This is a genomic window from Arthrobacter crystallopoietes (genome assembly GCF_017603825.1).
Lineage (GTDB): Bacteria > Actinomycetota > Actinomycetes > Actinomycetales > Micrococcaceae > Crystallibacter > Crystallibacter crystallopoietes_B.
In genome coordinates this window covers 3,132,511-3,151,470 of the sequence record NZ_CP072014.1, presented here as the reverse complement: position 1 = coordinate 3,151,470, position 18,960 = coordinate 3,132,511, and the positions used below count along the sequence as shown (strand labels likewise).

Sequence of the window (18,960 nt, the reverse complement as noted above, 5' to 3'; positions counted from 1 at the left end):
TCCGGCAAGCATGGCTAGCCTGGTGCGGTCCGGTGTCGTCGCAGTTCCGCCAAAGCACGGTCCAAGGCCTCAGCCGCCTCAGCCGGTGTGCGGCGCTCCTTGACATACTCCAGGTGGCTTTTGAAAGGTTCATCGCCGCTGGGCTGAACCAGCAGTCCGCGTTCGCGCCCTGCTGTCTGCCCGCACCTAGGGCAGTCCCAGGACTGGGGAATCTCCGCTTCCGTCAGGTCGGCAAAAACGGGGACGGTCTCGTGCCCCTGCGGACACCAGTAGCGGACGGGTACCTTGCGGACGAGATTGTGCGAGCGTCCGGAGTTGGCCTGCCATCCGGCGAGCCCTGCGCCTGTGACTGAGCCGACCCGGACTGCGCGCAGCCCATGCGAGGGGTGCATGACGTTCATCTCCGGTCGATTGAGTAGATCTGGAACCAGTCTACGACCGGCCGGAGACAAACGGGAGAAAAGTTCCTTATGCCTCGGCGCCGAAACGCATGATGAGCCCGAGAGCGACAATGACGGCGCCCCACGTCAGGCCGAGAATAACGGTGAACCGGTTGAGGTTCTTCTCGGCGACACCAGAAGAACCCAGGGACGTGGTCATTCCGCCACCAAACATGTCGGACATACCGCCGCCGCGGCCTTTATGCAGCAGAATCAGCAGGGTTAGCAACAGACTGGTGATGCCCAGCAGGATTTGCAACGTGATCTTAAGAGCGTCCACAGTCGCCTTTCGAGTTAGTCCGTCACCAGGTGGTGTTCGAACCTGACAATATTAGCAAATTCGGCGGCGTCCAAGCTGGCGCCGCCCACGAGCAGGCCGTCGACGTCCCGTTCCTTCAGGATGGAGGCGGCGTTGGCAGCCTTGACCGAGCCACCGTACAGCAACCGAACGCCGGCGGCCGTGGCCTCGTCGTACAAGTCGGCGATTTCGGCGCGGATCGCGGCACACATTTCCTGAGCGTCCTGCGGGCCGGCAACCTCGCCGGTCCCGATTGCCCATACCGGTTCGTACGCAATGACAAGTCTAGCGGCGTCGTCCGCGGCAAGCCCGGCCAGATCTGCGCGCACCTGCTCCAGGGTATGGGGAACGTGGTTGCCTGCCTGACGCACTTCGAGGCCCTCGCCGACACAGAGCACGGGCACTAGCGAGTGGCGATAGGCGGCCTTCACCTTGGCGTTGAGGAGCTCATCGGATTCGCCGTGGATGGTGCGCCGCTCGGAGTGACCCACCAGCACGTAACTGCAGCCGAGCTTGGCGAGGAACTGTCCGGAAATGTCCCCGGTGTAGGCCCCGGAGTCGAACTGGGAAAGATCCTGCCCGCCGTAAACGATCTTGAGATCGTCGCCCCGGACCAGGGTCTGGGTGCCGCGCAGATCGGTGAAGGGCGGGAAGACCGCCACTTCCGTCCGGCTGTAGTCGTGCCGGGCGTCGCTGAGCGTCCACGCCAGTTTCTGCAGCAGGGTGATGCCCTGGACATGGTCCATGTTCATCTTCCAGTTGCCGGCGATCAGCGGTGTGCGGTCAAACTTGCCGTTGGTCGAGGTGGTCACAGAGGTCTCCAGTCATGTCGGTTCAGTGCAGCGTGGGTTCCGCAAGCGTTTCCCACGCTGCACAGGTGCAGGTGTTAGTGCGCTGCGCGCCTAGCGGTCCAGGGCGGTGAGTCCGGGCAGCGCCTTGCCCTCGAGGTACTCCAGGCTGGCCCCGCCGCCGGTGGAGATATGGCCGAAAGCGTTGTCGTCGAAGCCCAGGCTCCGCACTGCCGACGCCGAGTCTCCGCCGCCGACAACGGTGAATCCGTCGCTGCCGGTCAGCGCCTTGGCCACGGTCCGGGTGCCGTGGGCGAAGGCCTCGAATTCGAAGACACCCATCGGCCCGTTCCAGAACACGGTGTTGGCCGAGTGGATCTGCTGGGCGAATGCCTCGGCCGAATCGGGGCCGATGTCCAGGCCGATGCCGCTGGCGCCGAACCGTGAACCTTCCATCTCATCCGCCCGGACCACTTCGTGCGCCGCGTCGGCAGCAAACTTCTCGGCCACGACGATATCCGTCGGCAGGACGAAGCTGCAGCCGCTCTCCTTGGCCTTGGCCAAGTAGCCGCGAACGGTATCCAGCTGGTCTTCCTCCAGCAGGCTCGCGCCGACCTTGTACCCCTGCGCCGCCAGGAACGTGAACACCATTCCGCCGCCCACCAGGATATAGTCCGCCCGGCCCAGCAGGTTCTCGATCACGGCCAGTTTGTCCGAGACTTTGGAACCGCCCAGGACGACAACGTAGGGGCGCTGCGGGGCATCAGTCAGACGCGTGAGGACCTCAAGTTCGGTCCGGACCAGATCCCCCTGGAAGGCGGGCAGCCTGGCAGCGATGTCGAAAACACTCGCATGCTTGCGGTGCACAGCCCCGAAGGCATCGTCAACGTAGGCGCCGTTACCATCGGTCAGGGCAGCGAGCTCTTCGGCAAACGCCTGACGCTGCGCGTCGTCCTTGCTGGTTTCCCGCGCATCGAAACGCAGGTTCTGCAACACCAGCACCTCTCCGTCCTGCAGGTCCGCTGCCAGCGACTTCGCGCTGTCGCCCACGGTATCTTCGGCAAACTTGACGGTGAACGGAGCAAGCTCTTTCAGACGTACGACGGCGGGGCGCAGCGAGTACCGTTCCTCCGGCTCACCTTTGGGGCGGCCCAGGTGGGCCGTCACGATGACACGCGCCCCTGCTTGGGCGAGCTTCTGCAGGACGGGCAGCGATGCGCGGATCCGTCCGTCGTCGGCGACAGCGAGGGAATCCCCTTCGCCTTCCAGCGGAACGTTCAGATCCGAGCGGACCAGGACGTGGCGTCCGCGGACGCCTTCGGCGAGCAATTCATCAAGAGCGCGTGCAGTCATACCTACCCTTAGCGGTTAGCGAAGTCAGCTGAGTTTGGACGAGACCAGTTCGGTCAAATCCACCAGGCGGTTGGAGTAGCCCCATTCATTGTCGTACCACGCGACTACTTTGACCTGATTACCAATAACCTTAGTCAGTCCTGAGTCGAAGATCGAAGATGCCGGGTCTGTGACGATATCGGACGACACCAGCGGATCCTCCGAGTAGGTCAGGATACCGGCCAGCCGTTCCTCGCCTGCGGCCGCCTTGTAAGCGGCGTTCACCTCTTCGGCGGTGACTTCCCTGGATACGGTGGCAGTCAGGTCCGTCGCCGAACCGGTAGGTACCGGAACGCGGATTGCGTAGCCGTCCAGTTTGCCCTTGAGCTCGGGCAGGACCAGGCCGATGGCTTTCGCGGCTCCGGTGGAAGTGGGAACAACGTTTATTGCCGCGGCGCGGGCACGGCGAAGATCGCGGTGCGGCCCGTCCTGGAGATTCTGGTCCGCCGTGTAGGCGTGGATGGTCGTCATGAGGCCACGCTCGATGCCGAATTTTTCGTGCAGAACCATGGCAAGCGGACCAAGGCAATTGGTTGTACAGGATGCGTTGGAGATGATGTGGTGCGATCCGGCGTCGTAATCCTGCTGATTGACACCCATGACCACGGTGAAATCAGCCCCGGAGGCCGGAGCGGAAACGATGACCTTCTTGGCACCGGCATCGATATGCTTCTTGGCGTCCTCGGCTTTGGTGAAGAACCCGGTGGACTCGATCACGATGTCCACGCCGAGGTCCTTCCACGGCAGCTGCGCGGGATCCTTCTCCCCCAGCACCTTGACGATTTGTCCGGCCACGACCAGATCGCCGTTTTTGACTTCGATGCTTTCGGACAGGCGTCCCATGACGCTGTCGTACTTGAGCAAATGGGCCAGGGTCTTGGCGTCCGTCAGATCATTGATTGCCGCTATTTCCAGATCCGCGCCCTGAGCCAGCGCTGCCCGGAAAAAATTGCGGCCGATACGTCCGAAACCGTTGATTCCAACACGAGTTGTCACAGTTCTAGCTCCTTGATAGGCGGTAGCCGGATTTGTGCGCCGGCCGTTCCTCGGGACCCTTTGCTGGTCCTTGACGTGCCGCTGGCCTTCCTTTGCTCTCTGGGTATGGAAAAGTCCGGAAGGCAGCCGTCCCGATGCCTAACACCGTTACGGGCCTCCCGGACTTTATCTTACGCAGTTCGGACCGCGTGAGAAGCGTTCCTCGTTACTTTCCGAGGGTCACCAGGGACGAAGCTCCCTTGCGTGCGGCTTCCAGGCGCTGTGCCACGTCTGCCCAGTTCACGATGTTCCAGAAAGCCTTGACATAGTCAGCCTTGACATTGACGTAGTCCAGGTAGAAAGCGTGCTCCCACATGTCCAGCATCAGCAGCGGAATGGTGCCGACCGGAACGTTGCCCTGCTGATCGTAGAGCTGCTCGATGATGACGTTGCCGCCCAGCGGCTCGTACGCCAGCACCGCCCAGCCCGACCCCTGCAGGCTCAGCGCCGCGGCATTGAAGTGGCCACGGAACGCGTCGAAGGAACCGAAGGCGTCATCGATGGCTGCGGCCAGCTCGCCCTCAGGCTTGTCGCCGCCTTCCGGGGACAGGTTGTTCCAGAAGATGGAGTGGTTGGTGTGGCCGCCCAGGTGGAAAGCCAGGTCCTTGGAGAGCTTCGGGATGTTGCCGAACTCGCCCTTCTCACGGGCCTCGGCCAACTGCTCTAGCGCGGTGTTGGCGCCGGCAACATAGGTGGCGTGGTGCTTGCTGTGGTGCAGCTCCATGATCCGGGCGGAGATATGCGGCTCCAGCGCTGCGTAGTCGTAGTTGAGTTCGGGCAGTACGTACTTGCTCACGAATATCCTCCGTTTAGTTCGGCGGCCGGCATGCGGCCGTGATCGGATTGATCATCCGGGCAGCGGATCCGCCCGGAAAATTATCTGGTTCCCAAAGCCTCCCCGGGCCAACGCCCGGACATCCCCATCCTAAGCACACGTCCTACTCATCGAACATCTCGGGAGTCACATTCGCGTCCGTCCCCGGAATGCCCATGTCCGAAGCGCGTTTGTCCGCCATCGCCAGCAGGCGCCGGATCCGCCCGGCGATGGCATCTTTGGTCATGGGCGGGTCGGCCAGGCGGCCCAGCTCATCCAGGCTGGCCTGCTTGTGCGCTACGCGCAGCTCACCGGCGTACCTGAGATGCTCGGGAACATCATCACCAAGAATCTCCAGCGCGCGGTCCACCCGTGCGCCAGCGGCGACAGCAGCCTGGGCCGAACGGCGAAGGTTGGCGTCGTCAAAATTCGCCAGTCGGTTGGCGGTGGCCCGCACTTCCTTGCGCATCCGGCGTTCTTCCCAGACCATGAGTGCATCGTGGGCTCCCATGCGGGTCAGCAGCGCTGCAATGGTGTCCCCGTCCCGGATGACGACCCGGTCCACACCCCGGACCTCCCGTGCCTTGGCGGTGATGTCGATGCGGCGGGCGGCTCCGACCAAGGCCAAGGCGGCCTCGGGACCGGGACAGGTCACTTCGAGGGAGGACGAACGGCCCGGCTCAGTCAGTGACCCGTGCGCCAGGAACGCTCCGCGCCAAACCGCCTCGGCATCGGCTGCGGAGCCATTGACGACGACCGAAGGCAGCCCGCGGACCGGACGTCCGCGGGCATCGAGCAGCCCTGTCTGGCGGGCCAGTGATTCCCCGTCGCGTACGACACGGACCACGTAGCGGTTGCCGCGGCGCAGCCCGCCGCCGGAGACGACGATGATTTCGCTGCCGTGGCCGTAGACCTCGGCAATGGCGGCACGTAGACGCCGCGCCGTGGAGGCAAGGTCAACTTCGGCCTCGATGACTATCCGGCCCGAGATGATGTGAAGCCCGCCGGCAAAGCGAAGCATTGTCGAGACTTCGGCCTTCCGCACCTGGGACTTCTTGATGTCAAGGCGTGAAAGTTCATCCTTGACTGCTGCAGTCAGCGCCATGCACCCTGTCCTAACTTATGTCTTACTGTCCCGCGAAAATGTCATGGTAGGCCGTTGCGAGCCTTAACGGGTCATGTACGGCATGACCGCCGGGAGTTCCCACTCTACCCAAGACAACGCGCGCTCCGAGCCCGGCGGCTGCGGTTTCGAACCGTCCGCGGTCCCCAATGGTGTCAGGATCTGCGAGCACGACGTCGAACTTCAGCTCCGGGGCATACCGCTGCACCACCGACAGATGGTCCGCTGCGGTCATCCCGGATGTTTCGTTGGTATCCATGGCAAGATTCATGGTCAGGATTCTCCGCGCGGGGGTCCGGCACAGGGCGTCCCGCAACTCCGGGAGCATCAAATGCGGCAGCACCGAGGTGTACCAGGAGCCTGGCCCGAGGATCACCCAGTCGGCCTCCTCAATGGCTTGGAGGGCCTCGGTACAGGCTGGTGCATCGTCCGGTATCAGCCGCACATCGTTGACATGCGTATTCCGGCCGGCCTCCGCAAGCCGGGACTGGCCGGAAATCGTTACGTTCCGCAGCCGTCCGCCGGGTTCCTCCGTCAGGACGTCACCTTCGATGGTCAGCGGGACGGTTGCCATCGGCAGCACCTGGCCACGTGCCCCCAACAGTGCTCCGGCCCACTGCAGACCGGCAACCGGGTCCCCCAGCAGTTCCCACAGCGTAACGATCAGCAGGTTGCCGACCGCGTGGTTGTCCAGGCTGCCTTCAACGTTGTCCAGGGACTTGAACCGGTGCTGCATCACGTCCCGCCACGTTTGCCCCCATTCGGTGTCATCGCACAACGAGGCAAGCGCCATCCGCAGGTCGCCAGGCGGGAGGACGCCCAACTCACGGCGAAGACGGCCGGAGGACCCGCCGTCGTCCGCCACGGTCACCACTGCCGTCAGTTCCGTGGTCAGCAGCCGCAGGGCAGCCAGCGACGCCGACAGTCCGTGGCCGCCGCCCATGGCCACAACGGACGGCGGATTCTGACCGCGGACACTTCCCGGCCGGTCCGTCTGCGGCAGCGGTACACGGGGAAGCGGGCCCGTCAAAAGGGCCACTATTCGCGCCCCAGATCCCGGTGCTGCACCGCAACTTTTACGCGCGGCAGCTGCGCGAGGCGTTTGGCCAGCTCTACAGCCACGGCGACGGAGCGGTGTTTGCCGCCGGTGCAGCCGACGGCGATTGTCGCATAGTGCTTGTTCTCGCGGCGGTAGCCTTCGAGCACCGGTTCGAGTGCATCAACGTAGCGCTTGATGAATTCCTCCGCCCCGGATTCCTGCAGCACGAATTCGCTGACCTGCCGTTCCAGCCCCGTGTGCGGGCGGAGCTCGGGGATCCAGTGCGGATTGGGGATGAAGCGCGCGTCGGCCACAAAGTTCGCATCGACCGGAAGGCCGTACTTGAAGCCGAAGCTCATCACGTTCAAGCGCAGCACGATCGGGCCGGAGTCGGAAAAGAGCTCGGTGATGTTGGTCGCGAGGGCGTGGACATTCATGTCTGTTGTATCCAGGACCAGGTCGGAGGCGTCCTTGAGCCGGGCCAGGAGCTCGCGTTCCGCCGTAATACCGTCCGAAATCCGGCCGTCACCCTGCAGCGGATGCGGCCGCCGGCCTTGTTCGAAACGGCGGACCAGCACGTTGTCCGCGGCATCCAGGAAGATGACCCGGTAGTTGATGCCGCTGGATTTCAAGCCGTTGAGCGACTCACGGATATCGCGGAACAGGTTTTGACTGCGCACATCCACCACGACGGCGAGCCGCGGCATCGATTCGGGCATGCGGGAGACAAGCTCGGCCAGCGTGCCGAGCATTTGCGGCGGGAGGTTGTCCACGACATACCAGCCGTGGTCTTCGAGCGCGTGCGCGGCGGTGGTACGGCCTGCGCCCGACATACCCGTGACCACCAGCAGTTCGGATTCCACCGGTTTGATTGGCGTGAAATCCTCTTCGTCTGACATTGAGCCGTCCTGTTCTTAGGTTAGTCCCGCGGCCTTGCACGGGTTCCCTAGCCTAGCTAAGATTCGATGATTTCGCCGGTCGCCATGTTGACTGCGGGTGCCCCGGCGGCAGGTTCCATTGCCGGATCGAGCTGCCGTTTGATGGAAGCGGCGAGGGCGGGACCGACGCCGGGCACCGCTTGGAGTTCCTCGGTGCTGGCCGCCTTGAGTTTCTTGGCCGAGCCGAAGTGCTTGAGCAGCGCCTTGCGCTTGGCGGGCCCCAGCCCCTGGATCCCGTCCAGTACCGACACGGTCATCGACTTGCCGCGCTTCTGACGGTGGTAGTTGATCGCGAAGCGGTGGGCTTCGTCCCGGATCCGCTGGAGCAGATACAGACCGTGCGATGCACGGGGCAGGATGACGGGGAAGTCATCGTCCGGAAGCCAGACTTCTTCCAGCCTTTTGGCCAGTCCGACCACGTAGACGTCGGTGATCCCCAGATCGGCCAAGGCACGGGATGCGGCCGAAACCTGCGGCGGTCCGCCGTCCACCACGACAAGATTCGGCGGATAGGCGAACTTGGTGCGCGGCGCCGGCGTCGTCGTATCCGTCAATACCACGTCCCCGGCGGGGACGCCGTTGGAGTCGATGACATCGGCAACCAGGGGTGCTTTCGTGCCGGCCGGCGACGGAACGGCCTCAGGTTCGGGCACCGCCGTCCTGTCAGCCAGATAGTTCCGGAACCGGCGGCTGATGACGTCGTACATGGCGGAGGTATCGTCCCGGGCGGCATCGCCCGTAATGGAAAACCGCCGATAGTCAGATTTCTTGGGCAGGCCATCTTCAACGACCACCATGGAGGCAACAACGTTGGTTCCCTGGACATGGGAAATGTCGTAGCACTCGATGCGCAGCAGGGCCACGGGCAGGTCGAGCGCCTCCTGCAGCTCCTGCAGCGCGGCGGAGCGGGTGGTCAGGTCGCCGGCGCGGCGGCTCTTGTGCAGCGCCAGTGCCTGCTTCGCGTTCTCCTGCACCGTGCCGAGCAGCGCGGCCTTGTCACCGCGCTGGGGCACCCGCAGTTCGACCTTGCTGCCGCGCAGACCGCGCAGCCACTCTTCCAGCTCGGGTCTGTTGTCCGGCTCCACGGGCAGCAGCACTTGCTTGGGGATCCTGTCCGGTCCCTCGCCGTCGCCATAAACCTGCTGCAGCAGGTGCTCGGTCAGGTCGGCCGGAGACGCATCCTCGACCTTCTCGACGACCCAGCCTCGCTGGCCCCGGATCCGCCCGCCGCGCACGTGGAAAACCTGGACCGCCGCCTCAAGCTCGTCTTCGGCCAGCGCGAAAATGTCCGCGTCCGTGTCTTCGCCGAGCACTACTGCATTGCGTTCGAAGACGCGCTTCAGGGCAGCGATGTCGTCGCGGTACCGTGCCGCCGATTCGTAGTCGAGCTCGGCAACGGCGGCGTTCATCTTCTGTTCCAGCGCGCGGATGAAACGGTCGGCTTCGCCGCCCATGAAAGCGCAGAACTCGGCGGCGAGGGCCTTGTGGTCTTCAGGAGAAATCCGCCCGACACACGGTGCGGAGCACTTGTCGATGTAGCCGAGCAGGCACGGGCGGCCCGTCCGCTGGGCACGGTTGAAGACGCCAACACTGCAGGTGCGGACTGGGAAGACGCGCAGCAGGGTGTCCACCGTTTCCCTGATCGCCTTTGCGGGGTAGAAGGGGCCGAAGTACTTTGTGCCCTTCCGCCGGTCCCCGCGCATCACCTGCACGCGCGGGAACTTCTCGGACATGGTGACAGCCAGGTACGGGTAGGACTTATCGTCCCGGAACATGATGTTGAACCGGGGCGTGAACTCCTTGATCCAGGTGTACTCGAGCTGGATGGCCTCCAGTTCGCTCCCCACCACGGTCCATTCCACGGACGCTGCGGTATGCACCATTGCCCGGGTACGCGGCATGAGTCCGTCGGGATTTGCGAAGTAGCTGTTGAGCCTGGACCGGAGGTTCTTGGCCTTACCCACATAGATGACGCGCTTGTTGTCATCCCGGAACCTGTACACCCCGGGCTGGGTAGGGATCTCCCCCGGCTTCGGCCGGTAAGACGAGGGCAGCGCCATTACTGTGCCTGTTTGGATTGGTTGTAGGTGCCGGCCCGTTCCTGCCCGCTCAGTTCGGCAATGGCGTCCATAATCTTATCCGTGGCGGCACGGCGGGCAGGCAGGGAGTGTCCCGGGCCCGTCTTGTCGAAATACAGCGGCGCGCCGACCTTCAGGGTGAAATGCTGCGGCTTGATCATTTTCTTGTCCGCCGGCTGGAGCCTGTCGGTTCCGATCAGTCCCACCGGCACCACGGGAGCACCGGTGGTCAGGGCAAGCCAGCCAACGCCTGTTCTTCCACGGTACAGCAAACCGTCGCGGGAGCGGGTGCCTTCGGGATAGATGCCGAAGGCCTCGTTCCGCTCAAGAATTTCCACCGCTGTCTGCAGCGCCGCGACGCTGGCAGCCTGTTCCCCCCGTTCTACCGGGACGGAGCCGACGCTGTTGAAGAACCAGCGCATCGCGGAGCCCTTCGGTCCCTTTGCGGTGAAGTACTCGGCCTTCGCAAAGAACGCCACCTTGCGCGGCATCAGGGCCTGGACGATGATGCTGTCGAAAAACGACTGGTGGTTGGGGGCGACGATGACCGGGCCCTCCGGCGGGAAGTTTTCCAGCCCCTCAACCGTGGGCCGGCAGGTTCCGGAGATCACGGCACGGAACGCAGCACGGGTGCCTTCGAAAAATTCCATTCCCTTACCTCTCCGTTCCTTGTGTGACGGCCGCTTGCTGGCGTGCCAGTTCCTCCGCTAGTTCCTGCGTATTGACGACGACGGCGGCAGCACCGGCGGCTTCAAGCTCGCCGTCGGCCGCAAATCCCCAGCTAACTCCGATAGCCGGAATGCCGTGGTGGACGGCGGCCGTAATGTCGTAGTGCCGGTCCCCCACCATCACCACGCTGCCGTATCCTCCGGCGTACTGCCGCAAAGCCTCTTCGAGAATCGGGATCTTGCCTGCATCGGCTGCGGTGCCGCTGCCCGGATCGTCAAAGCCTGCGCCATGGATACTGTCGAAGTAGGCGGTCAACCCTTGTACGCGGAGTAGTTCGTCGGCGATCGGAGTGGGTTTCTGCGTAGCCACGGCCAGGATGGTGCCTTCGGTCTTCAACTGCTGCAGCAGCCCTTCCACTCCGGGATATACATGGCTGGCTGCCATCCCGGAAAGACGGTACTCGGTCCGGTAGAGCCTAATGACTTCGGCTAGATCGCTCTCCGGAACCCCGGCCTTCTCCCGCAGCGACTGCCCCAGCGGAGGACCGACCATGGAGTCGAGGACATCCTGCCGCGGGACCGGCAGCCCGGCTAGCTGCAAGGCTCGGCTGATACCCCCTGTGATGGCCCCCGCGGGATCCACCAGAGTCCCATCAAGGTCAAAGAGAACCAGCGCCGGCAAAGAAGTCACCTAGGCATTTTTCCATACCTTGAAGGTTATGCGTTACAAACATTCCCCTTGGGGTATATACCGCGCTGCCGATCAGGCCGTGTCAAGTACTTCCGCGAGGAACCGGCCGGTGTGGCTGACCTCCGCCTTCGCAACCTGTTCAGGCGTGCCTGCGGCAATAATACGGCCGCCGCCGGAACCTCCGTCCGGTCCAAGATCCACTACCCAGTCGGCACTCTTGATGACGTCCAGGTTGTGTTCGATGGTGATCACGGTGTTGCCCTTGTCCACCAATGACTGGAGTACCAGCAACAGCTTGCGGATATCCTCGAAGTGCAGCCCGGTGGTGGGTTCGTCCAGCACGTAGATACTCCGACCGTTGCTACGCTTCTGCAACTCGCTCGCGAGCTTCACCCGCTGCGCTTCGCCGCCGGAGAGGGTGGTAGCGGGCTGGCCGAGCCGGACGTACCCCAAGCCGACGTCCACCAACGTATTCAAGTGACGGGCAATCGGGGTGAAAGCCGCGAAGAATTCCGCACCTTCCTCGATCGGCATGTCCAGCACATCCGCAATGGTCTTGCCCTTGTAGTGGACTTCAAGCGTCTCGCGGTTGTAACGGGCGCCGTGACAGACCTCGCAGGGGACATAGACGTCCGGCAGGAAGTTCATCTCGATCTTCAGTGTGCCGTCGCCGCTGCATGCTTCACAGCGCCCGCCCTTGACGTTGAACGAGAACCGTCCGGGCTGGTAGCCGCGCACCTTGGCCTCGTTGGTTTCGGCGAAGAGCTTGCGAATATTGTCGAAGACACCGGTGTAGGTGGCCGCGTTGGACCGCGGCGTGCGGCCGATCGGACTCTGGTCGACGTGGATGACCTTGTCCAGGTGCTCAAGGCCCTCGACGCGCGTATGCCGGCCGGCGACCTGCTTGGCCCGGTTGAGCTTGTTGGCCAGTACCTTGTACAGGATGTCATTGACGAGCGTGGATTTTCCGGAGCCGCTCACCCCGGTGACCGCGGTGAAGACGCCAAGCGGGAAGACTGCGTCGATGCCCTGCAGGTTGTTTTCCCGGGCAGCGACCACCTTGAGCTGTCGCTTCTTATCGATCTTGCGGCGCTTGGCGGGGATGTCGATACGGCGCCTGCCGGCCAGGTAATCACCCGTAATGGACTGCTCATTGTCCAGCAGTTCCTTGAGCGAACCGGAATGGACTATCTGGCCTCCGTGCTCGCCTGCACCCGGACCGACGTCGACAATCCAGTCGGCTTCGCTGATGGTGTCTTCGTCGTGCTCGACCACGATCAGAGTGTTGCCGAGGTCGCGCAGCCGGGTCAGGGTTTCGATCAGCCGGCGGTTGTCGCGCTGGTGCAGGCCGATGGATGGCTCGTCCAGAACGTAGAGCACGCCGACCAAGCCGGAACCGATCTGTGTGGCCAACCGGATGCGCTGCGCTTCACCGCCGGAGAGTGTGCCGGCAGCTCGTTCGAGGTTCAGGTAGGAGAGGCCTACGTCCAGCAGGAAGCGGAGCCTGGCCTGGATCTCGATGAGCACCTGCTGGGCAATTTGCGCCTCCCGCGGCGTCAGCTCCAGTGAATCCAGGAAGTCGCGGCATTCCTGCAGCGGCATTGCTGACACTTCGGCAATTGACCTGCCGTTGATGAGCACCGACAGGGACGCCGGGTTCAGGCGCGCACCCTTGCACTCGGGACAGGGTACTTCCCGCATGTACTGCTCATAACGGTCCCGCGCATTGTCGGACTCGGTTTCCAGATGCTTGCGGTGGATGTACTGCACCGCGCCTTCGAAACCGGTGCTGTACTTGCGTTCGCGGCCAAACCGGTTGCGGTACTGAACCACCACCTTGTGGTCCTTGCCGTAGAGCACGGCCTTGCGCGCTTCTTTGGACAGCTCATTGAAGGGGACGTCCATGGAGAATCCGAGTTCGTGCGACAGGCCTTCAAGCAGCCGGTTCCAGTACTGCTGCGTCGCCGTGCCCAGGGCCCAGGGCGCGATCGCGCCGTCGCCGAGGCTGAGCTCCGGGTCCGGAACGACCAGGTCTTCGTCCACCTCAAGCTTGCTGCCGATGCCGGTACAGACCGGGCAGGCACCGAACGGATTGTTAAACGAGAAGGACCGCGGCTCGACTTCGTCAATGGCCAGCGGGTGTTCATTGGGACAGGCAAGGTGCTCCGAAAAGGCCCGGGTACGTCCCGGATCGCCTTCATCCAGGTCCACAAAGTCCGCCAGTACACGGCCCTCCGCCAGGCCCAGCCCGGTCTCGATCGAGTCAGTCAGCCGCTGCTGGATGCCCTCCTTGACCACCAGTCGGTCGATAACGACTTCGATGGTGTGCTTGAACTGCTTGCCGAGCTTGGGCGGTTCCGACAGCTGGATCAGTTTGCCGTCCACCTTGGCGCGGGAATAGCCCTTGGCGGAAAGTTCCTTGAACAGGTCCACGAACTCGCCCTTGCGCCCGCGGACTACCGGGGCGAGGATCTGGAACCGGGTACCGCTCTCAAGCTCCAGCAGCTGATCCACAATTTGCTGCGGAGTCTGCCGTGTCACTGGCTGGCCGCAAACCGGGCAGTGCGGGCGGCCTACCCGGGCCCAAAGCAGCCGCATATAGTCATAGATCTCGGTGATCGTGCCCACCGTGGAACGGGGATTCTTGCTCGTCGATTTCTGGTCGATGGAAACTGCCGGGGAAAGGCCTTCAATGAAGTCGACATCGGGTTTGTCCACTTGGCCCAGGAACATGCGCGCATAGGCTGACAGCGATTCGACATAGCGGCGCTGCCCCTCGGCGAAGATCGTGTCGAAGGCCAGGGAGGACTTGCCGGAACCGGAAAGCCCGGTGAATACGATCATGGAATCCCTGGGCAGGTCTAGGTCGACATTGCGCAGGTTGTGCTCCCGCGCGCCCTTCACGACCAGCCGGGATAGGTCCGTCCGGGCATCCTCGTGGGATCCGGGTCCAGTTGATTCACTCGCTTTTAGCACGGTTTCCACTCTAATCGAAAGTCCGTTCGAAAACGTATTGCGTTCAGCACATCGGTGCGAACGCGGACCATAATTGTCCGCGTACCTTCAACGTGGGCGGGGCTTTTTCGTCTCGCCCGGTTGGTCTGCTGGGTCAGCGTTCCAGGGCCGCCTTGACCGCAGCCAATGCAGTCTTCAACGTGGCGCCCTGTGCCCTGGCCGTCTCCGCGAACGTGGCGGCCGCCTCGGCCAGCAGCCGCGAGGACTCGTCCCCGCCTGCGCTGATCACGGTGCCGGCCCGGCCTCCGGTTGTCACCCGGCCCGCCGTTTCCAGTTCCCGGTAGGCGCGGGCCACGGTGTTAGGCACAATGCCGAGATGGTCGGCTAGCCGCCGCACCGGCGGCAGCTTGGTTCCGATAGTCAGCTCTCCGACGTCGGATGCCTCAATAATGCGCAGGCGCAACTGCTCGAACAGCGGCACCGAGCTCTGCTTGTCCAGCCGCCAGTCGAATTGGTCAGCTTCCATGTACCGCTGCCTGCCCTTCTGCAATTGTCCGTTCCCGGACCAATCGAATTTACGCCAATTTCCCGGCGTCGGACAAGGACTTTCACTCTCGGCGCAGACCCCGCCCGGGCAGCCTCCGGACTGTGATTAGACTGGGCGCATGTGGGAACTTGATGACATCACCATCCGCTCGGCGTCCGTCAGCGAGATGGACAACAACGTCTATCTAATCACGGCCAAGGACACCGGCGCACAGGTGCTCATCGACGCCGCGGACGATCTGCCCGCCATCGAAAAACTGCTGGCCGAAGGGGCGCAGGACAGTCAGGCGCCCGCCAAAGTGGCAATGATCATCACCACGCACAGCCACTGGGACCATGTGCGCGCCCTTGCCGAGACGGTGAAACTCACCGGCGCCCGCACCGCGGCCGGAACCGAAGACATCGCGCAGATCGAGGTTCCCGCCGACGTCGCACTAGATCACGGCGACATCGCGGAATTCGACGGGTTCTCGCTGGAGGCCATCAAACTGCGCGGGCACACTCCCGGCTCGGTGGCCCTCCTGTACCGCAACGCGCACGGACCCTCGCACCTGTTCACCGGGGACTCGCTGTTCCCGGGAGGCGTTGGCAACACCCAGCAGGACCCGCAGCGCTTCGCCTCGCTGATTGACGACGTCGAACGCCGCCTTTTCGACTACCTGCCGGACGACACAGTGGTCCACCCGGGCCACGGCAAGGGCACCACGCTCGGCGCCGAACGGCCGCACCTGTCCGAATGGCGCGAGCGGGGCTGGTAGTCAGCGCTTGCGCGCAACGCAGAAAATCCGCCTGAAGGGGAAGACCGTTCCGTGCGGGCCTGCCGGATAGGCATGGCGCAGCGCCTCGGCATATTCCGTCTCGAACTCGGCGGCCTCCTCGGGTGCCAAGGCGGCCAGTACCGGGCGCAGGCCAGTCCCCCGGACCCACTCCAGCACCGGATCCGGCCCCTGCAAGACGTGGAGGTACGTGGTCTCCCACGCATCGGCGTCGAATCCCGCCTCCAGCAGCAGGGCGAGGTAATCCGCGGGCTCGCTGACGGCATCTTCGTGCCGGAGCACGCCGTCGAGAAGGGAATGCCACTTGCTGGAGGCCGCCTGCCGGCGCATCAACACATGCGACGGCGCAGAGAAGTTGCCGGGAACCTGGAACGCCAGCCACGCGCCGGAGGTCAGGCAGGACGCCCACTCGCGCAGCAGGTCCTGGTGCCCCGGAAGCCACTGGAGGGCGGCGTTCGAGACGAGCACGTCCAGATCCTGCGGCGGGGCCCAGGCCGCGATGTCGCCGACTGCGAAATCCAGGTTCTGCAGTTGTGAAGCGGCATTGGCTGCGGCGATCATGGCGGCAGACGAATCCAGTCCCGTCACCCGCGCCCGGGGCCACCGGTCTGCCAGCGCCGCGGTCAGGCTGCCCGGACCGCAGCCCAGGTCCACCACCCGGCGCGGCTCCTCCGCGGCAATCCTGCCGGTCAGGTCGAAGAAGGGGCGGCTGCGGTAATCCGCAAACTCGGCGTACTTGGACGGGTCCCATTTCATACGCCCAGCCTACGGCTTCCGTTACACCCGTCCCCCGGCGGCGCACCGACCGATAGGCTGGAGGGGACATGAACCTACTTGAACAGCTCCCCGCAGCCGCCACTGCCAACCCGGACGAAATCTACACCGCCTTCATCGACTGGGTGGAGGGCCGTGGCATGGCGCTGTATCCGGCCCAGGACGAGGCGGTGATGGAACTGGTCACGGGCAACAACGTCATCCTGGCTACGCCGACCGGCTCGGGTAAGTCAATGGTGGCCATCGCCTCGCATTTTCATGCCATGGCCCACGGGCGGCGCAGTTACTACACGGCGCCGATCAAGGCGCTCGTCTCGGAAAAGTTCTTCGCCTTGTGCGAGATCTTCGGTCCGGACAACGTCGGTATGGTTACCGGTGACTCGTCCGTGAACCAGGACGCTCCCATCATCTGCTGCACTGCGGAAATACTCGCCAACATCGCCCTGCGCGAGGGTTCGGAGGCCGAGCTGGGAACCGTGGTCATGGACGAATTCCATTACTACTCTGATCCGCAGCGCGGCTGGGCCTGGCAGGTGCCGCTGCTGGAACTGCCGCAGGCGCAGTTCCTCCTGATGTCCGCCACTCTGGGCGACGTGACCCGGTTCGAGAAGGAGCTGACCCAGCGCACCGGGCGGCAGACTACTACCGTAAGCTCGGCCGAGCGCCCCATTCCGCTGCATTACTACTACGTCCAGACGCCCGTGCAGGAGTCGTTGGAGGAGCTCCTGAGCACCCGCCAGGTGCCGGTGTACGTGGTGCACTTCAGCCAGCTGGAAGCGATCGAACGCGCCCAGAACCTCATGAGCATCAACGTCTGCACCCGCGAGGAGAAGGACCGGATCGGCGAACTGATCGCCGGCTTCCGGTTCGCGCCGGGCTTCGGCAAGACCTTGAACCGGCTGGTCCGCCACGGCATCGGCGTCCATCACGCCGGCATGCTGCCCAAGTACCGGCGGCTGGTCGAACAGCTGGCCCAGGCCGGCCTGCTGAAGGTTATCTGCGGTACGGACACGCTCGGTGTCGGCATCAACGTCCCCATCCGAACCGTCCTGATGACGGCGTTAAGCAAGTACGACGGCGTCCGTACCCGGGTGCTCAACGCGCGGGAATTCCATCAGATCGCCGGCCGTGCAGGACGGGCCGGGTACGACACGGCCGGCACCGTCGTCGTCCAGGCGCCGGAGCACGTGGTGGAAAACACCAAAGCGATTGCCAAGGCGGTGGCGAAGTTCGGTGATGACCAGAAGAAGCTGCGCCAGGTGGTCAAGAAGAAGCCGCCGGCTGGCTTTGTCAGCTGGGGCGAGCCGACCTACCAGAAGCTGGTGGACGGCCAACCGGAGCCGCTGACATCCAGCTTCACGGTGAGCCACTCGATGCTGCTGAATCTGCTGGAGCGTCCCGGGGATCCCTTTGCCGCCGCGAAACGGTTGCTGACCGAGAACCACGAGACCCGGGCCTCACAGCTCAAGCTGATCAAGCGCGCGCTTGGCATCTACCGCGAACTCGTGGCCTCCGGCCTGGTGGAACGCCTGCCCGAGCCGGACGAAGACGGCCGCCTGGTGCGGCTGAAGATCCATCTGCAGGCAAACTTCGCGCTGAACCAGCCGCTGTCCCCGTTCGCGGTTGCCAGTCTGGAACTGCTGGATCCGGAGAGCGGCAGCTACGCCCTTGACGTCGTTTCCGCCATCGAAGCGATCCTGGAGCAGCCCCGGCAGGTGCTGTCCGCGCAGGAGAAGAAGGCCCGCGGTGAAGCTGTTTCCGCCATGAAGGCGGACGGCATCGAGTACGACCAGCGCATGGCCATGCTGGAGGAGGTCACGTATCCGCAACCGCTGGCCGAGCTGTTGTTCCAGTCCTTCGATGTGTACCGGAAGAGCGCCCCTTGGCTGGGCGACTTCGAACTCGCGCCCAAATCGGTGATCCGGGACATGTACGAACGGGCGATGAACTTCAGCGAGTATGTGCAGTTCTACTCGCTGGCACGCTCCGAAGGCATCCTGTTGCGCTACCTCACCGACGGCTACAAGGCCTTGCGCCAGACGGTGCCGACCGAGGCACTGCGCGAAGACCTGGAAGACATCATCGCCTGGCTCGGCGAACTGGTGCGCCAGGTGGACTCGAGCCTGCTGGACGAATGGGAAGAGCTGACCTCCGGCGCCGGCGCCGCGGATCTGGCAGCGGAACATGCCAGCGAGTCCGTCCTGACCAAGACGCCGCCGAAGCTCACGGACAACGTCCGCGCGTTCCGGGTCATGGTTCGCAACGAGCTCTTCCGCCGGGTGGAACTCTTCGAAGCCGAAAACGAAGAGGCCCTCGGCGAGTTGGACGCGGACAGCGGCTGGGATGCGGACCGTTGGGCAGACGCCATGGACGCCTATTTCGACGCACATGATGACCTCGGCATCGGGCCTGATGCCCGTGGCCCCAAGTACCTGATCATCGAAGAGTCCCCGGCGGAGTGGAAGGTCCGGCAGATCTTCGACGACCCTGCCGGGGACCATGACTGGGGCATTAACGCCGTCGTTAATCTCGCCGAATCGGACGAACTGGGCACGGCCGCGGTGCGGATTACCGCAGTGGGCCCGCTCTGATTAGGATGCCAGTT

Annotated in this window: 17 protein-coding genes; 2 read left to right on the top strand and 15 right to left on the bottom strand. The window is 63.9% G+C overall.

The genetic code is table 11. The annotated features are described in order from the left end of the window. Nucleotides 1-14: 14 nt before the first annotated feature. The 14 genes from J5251_RS14415 to J5251_RS14350 form a co-directional block, all read right to left on the bottom strand. Nucleotides 15-401 carry an RNA polymerase-binding protein RbpA gene (locus J5251_RS14415; RefSeq protein WP_208574381.1) on the bottom strand — a complete coding sequence of 129 codons (387 nt, stop codon included), beginning with the start codon at nt 399-401 and terminating at the stop codon, nt 15-17. 67 nt (nt 402-468) lie between these two features. Continuing rightward, nucleotides 469-720: a preprotein translocase subunit SecG gene (gene secG, locus J5251_RS14410; RefSeq protein WP_074702459.1), complete on the bottom strand. Its 252-nt coding sequence runs from the start codon at nt 718-720 to the stop codon at nt 469-471. Between the two features lie 14 nt (nt 721-734). Beyond that, a complete protein-coding gene (gene tpiA / locus J5251_RS14405) occupies nt 735-1,550 on the bottom strand; it encodes a triose-phosphate isomerase (RefSeq protein ID WP_208574374.1) in 816 nt (271 codons plus the stop codon). A gap of 90 nt (nt 1,551-1,640) precedes the next feature. Further along, on the bottom strand, nt 1,641-2,879 hold the full coding sequence (locus tag J5251_RS14400; protein ID WP_208574373.1) for a phosphoglycerate kinase: 1,239 nt from the start codon (nt 2,877-2,879) through the stop codon (nt 1,641-1,643). Nucleotides 2,880-2,903: 24 nt separating this feature from the next. Then, entirely contained in the window at nt 2,904-3,914 is a 1,011-nt protein-coding gene (gene gap, locus J5251_RS14395) for a type I glyceraldehyde-3-phosphate dehydrogenase (RefSeq protein ID WP_208574372.1), read from the bottom strand. Between the two features lie 205 nt (nt 3,915-4,119). Then, complete coding sequence (locus J5251_RS14390) at nt 4,120-4,749, bottom strand: superoxide dismutase (RefSeq protein ID WP_139003616.1); 630 nt, start codon at nt 4,747-4,749, stop codon at nt 4,120-4,122. Between the two features lie 142 nt (nt 4,750-4,891). Continuing rightward, nucleotides 4,892-5,872 (bottom strand): DNA-binding protein WhiA, encoded by a 981-nt coding sequence (gene whiA / locus J5251_RS14385; RefSeq protein WP_074702464.1) that lies wholly within the window; start codon nt 5,870-5,872, stop codon nt 4,892-4,894. Between the two features lie 22 nt (nt 5,873-5,894). Further along, the gene (locus J5251_RS14380) at nt 5,895-6,929 is read right to left on the bottom strand and encodes a gluconeogenesis factor YvcK family protein (RefSeq protein WP_208574367.1); all 1,035 of its coding nucleotides are present in this window, start codon (nt 6,927-6,929) and stop codon (nt 5,895-5,897) included. Then, nucleotides 6,929-7,828, bottom strand: a complete 900-nt coding sequence (gene rapZ, locus J5251_RS14375; RefSeq protein ID WP_074702466.1) for an RNase adapter RapZ — start codon at nt 7,826-7,828, stop codon at nt 6,929-6,931. The genes J5251_RS14380 and rapZ overlap by 1 nt, the downstream gene beginning before the upstream one ends. A gap of 56 nt (nt 7,829-7,884) precedes the next feature. Then, nucleotides 7,885-9,927, bottom strand: coding sequence for an excinuclease ABC subunit UvrC (gene uvrC, locus J5251_RS14370; RefSeq protein WP_208574365.1), 2,043 nt, complete (start codon nt 9,925-9,927; stop codon nt 7,885-7,887). Further along, nucleotides 9,927-10,595, bottom strand: a complete 669-nt coding sequence (locus J5251_RS14365) for a lysophospholipid acyltransferase family protein (RefSeq protein ID WP_208574364.1) — start codon at nt 10,593-10,595, stop codon at nt 9,927-9,929. Before J5251_RS14365 ends, uvrC begins: the two co-directional genes overlap by 1 nt. Nucleotides 10,596-10,599: 4 nt before the next feature. Beyond that, entirely contained in the window at nt 10,600-11,304 is a 705-nt protein-coding gene (locus J5251_RS14360) for an HAD hydrolase-like protein (RefSeq protein ID WP_208574363.1), read from the bottom strand. A gap of 72 nt (nt 11,305-11,376) precedes the next feature. Next, on the bottom strand, nt 11,377-14,280 hold the full coding sequence (uvrA, locus tag J5251_RS14355) for an excinuclease ABC subunit UvrA (protein WP_208574362.1): 2,904 nt from the start codon (nt 14,278-14,280) through the stop codon (nt 11,377-11,379). A 133-nt stretch (nt 14,281-14,413) separates the two neighbouring features. After that, nucleotides 14,414-14,785 (bottom strand): GntR family transcriptional regulator, encoded by a 372-nt coding sequence (locus J5251_RS14350; RefSeq protein WP_208574361.1) that lies wholly within the window; start codon nt 14,783-14,785, stop codon nt 14,414-14,416. Between the two features lie 139 nt (nt 14,786-14,924). On the opposite strand from J5251_RS14350, the gene J5251_RS14345 reads away from it, so the two are divergent. Next, on the top strand, nt 14,925-15,563 hold the full coding sequence (locus tag J5251_RS14345) for an MBL fold metallo-hydrolase (protein ID WP_139003623.1): 639 nt from the start codon (nt 14,925-14,927) through the stop codon (nt 15,561-15,563). On the opposite strand, the gene J5251_RS14340 is transcribed toward J5251_RS14345, so the two are convergent. Then, a complete protein-coding gene (locus J5251_RS14340; RefSeq protein ID WP_208574360.1) occupies nt 15,564-16,337 on the bottom strand; it encodes a trans-aconitate 2-methyltransferase in 774 nt (257 codons plus the stop codon). 68 nt (nt 16,338-16,405) lie between these two features. Here J5251_RS14340 and J5251_RS14335 point away from each other — a divergent pair, with 68 nt between their 5' ends. After that, a complete protein-coding gene (locus J5251_RS14335) occupies nt 16,406-18,946 on the top strand; it encodes a DEAD/DEAH box helicase (RefSeq protein ID WP_208574358.1) in 2,541 nt (846 codons plus the stop codon). Nucleotides 18,947-18,960 lie beyond the last annotated feature (14 nt).

Excerpts from the sequence above, each read along its gene's own strand:
- whiA (WP_074702464.1), bottom strand. The coding sequence starts at position 5,872 with ATGGCGCTGACTGCAGCAGTCAAGGATGAACTTTCACGCCTTGACATC.
- rapZ (WP_074702466.1), bottom strand. The coding sequence starts at position 7,828 with ATGTCAGACGAAGAGGATTTCACGCCAATCAAACCGGTGGAATCCGAA.
- J5251_RS14345 (WP_139003623.1), top strand. The coding sequence starts at position 14,925 with ATGTGGGAACTTGATGACATCACCATCCGCTCGGCGTCCGTCAGCGAG.
- J5251_RS14340 (WP_208574360.1), bottom strand. The coding sequence starts at position 16,337 with ATGAAATGGGACCCGTCCAAGTACGCCGAGTTTGCGGATTACCGCAGC.
- J5251_RS14365 (WP_208574364.1), bottom strand. The coding sequence starts at position 10,595 with ATGGAATTTTTCGAAGGCACCCGTGCTGCGTTCCGTGCCGTGATCTCC.
- uvrC (WP_208574365.1), bottom strand. The coding sequence starts at position 9,927 with ATGGCGCTGCCCTCGTCTTACCGGCCGAAGCCGGGGGAGATCCCTACC.
- J5251_RS14350 (WP_208574361.1), bottom strand. The coding sequence starts at position 14,785 with ATGGAAGCTGACCAATTCGACTGGCGGCTGGACAAGCAGAGCTCGGTG.
- J5251_RS14415 (WP_208574381.1), bottom strand. The coding sequence starts at position 401 with ATGAACGTCATGCACCCCTCGCATGGGCTGCGCGCAGTCCGGGTCGGC.
- J5251_RS14400 (WP_208574373.1), bottom strand. The coding sequence starts at position 2,879 with ATGACTGCACGCGCTCTTGATGAATTGCTCGCCGAAGGCGTCCGCGGA.
- J5251_RS14335 (WP_208574358.1), top strand. The coding sequence starts at position 16,406 with ATGAACCTACTTGAACAGCTCCCCGCAGCCGCCACTGCCAACCCGGAC.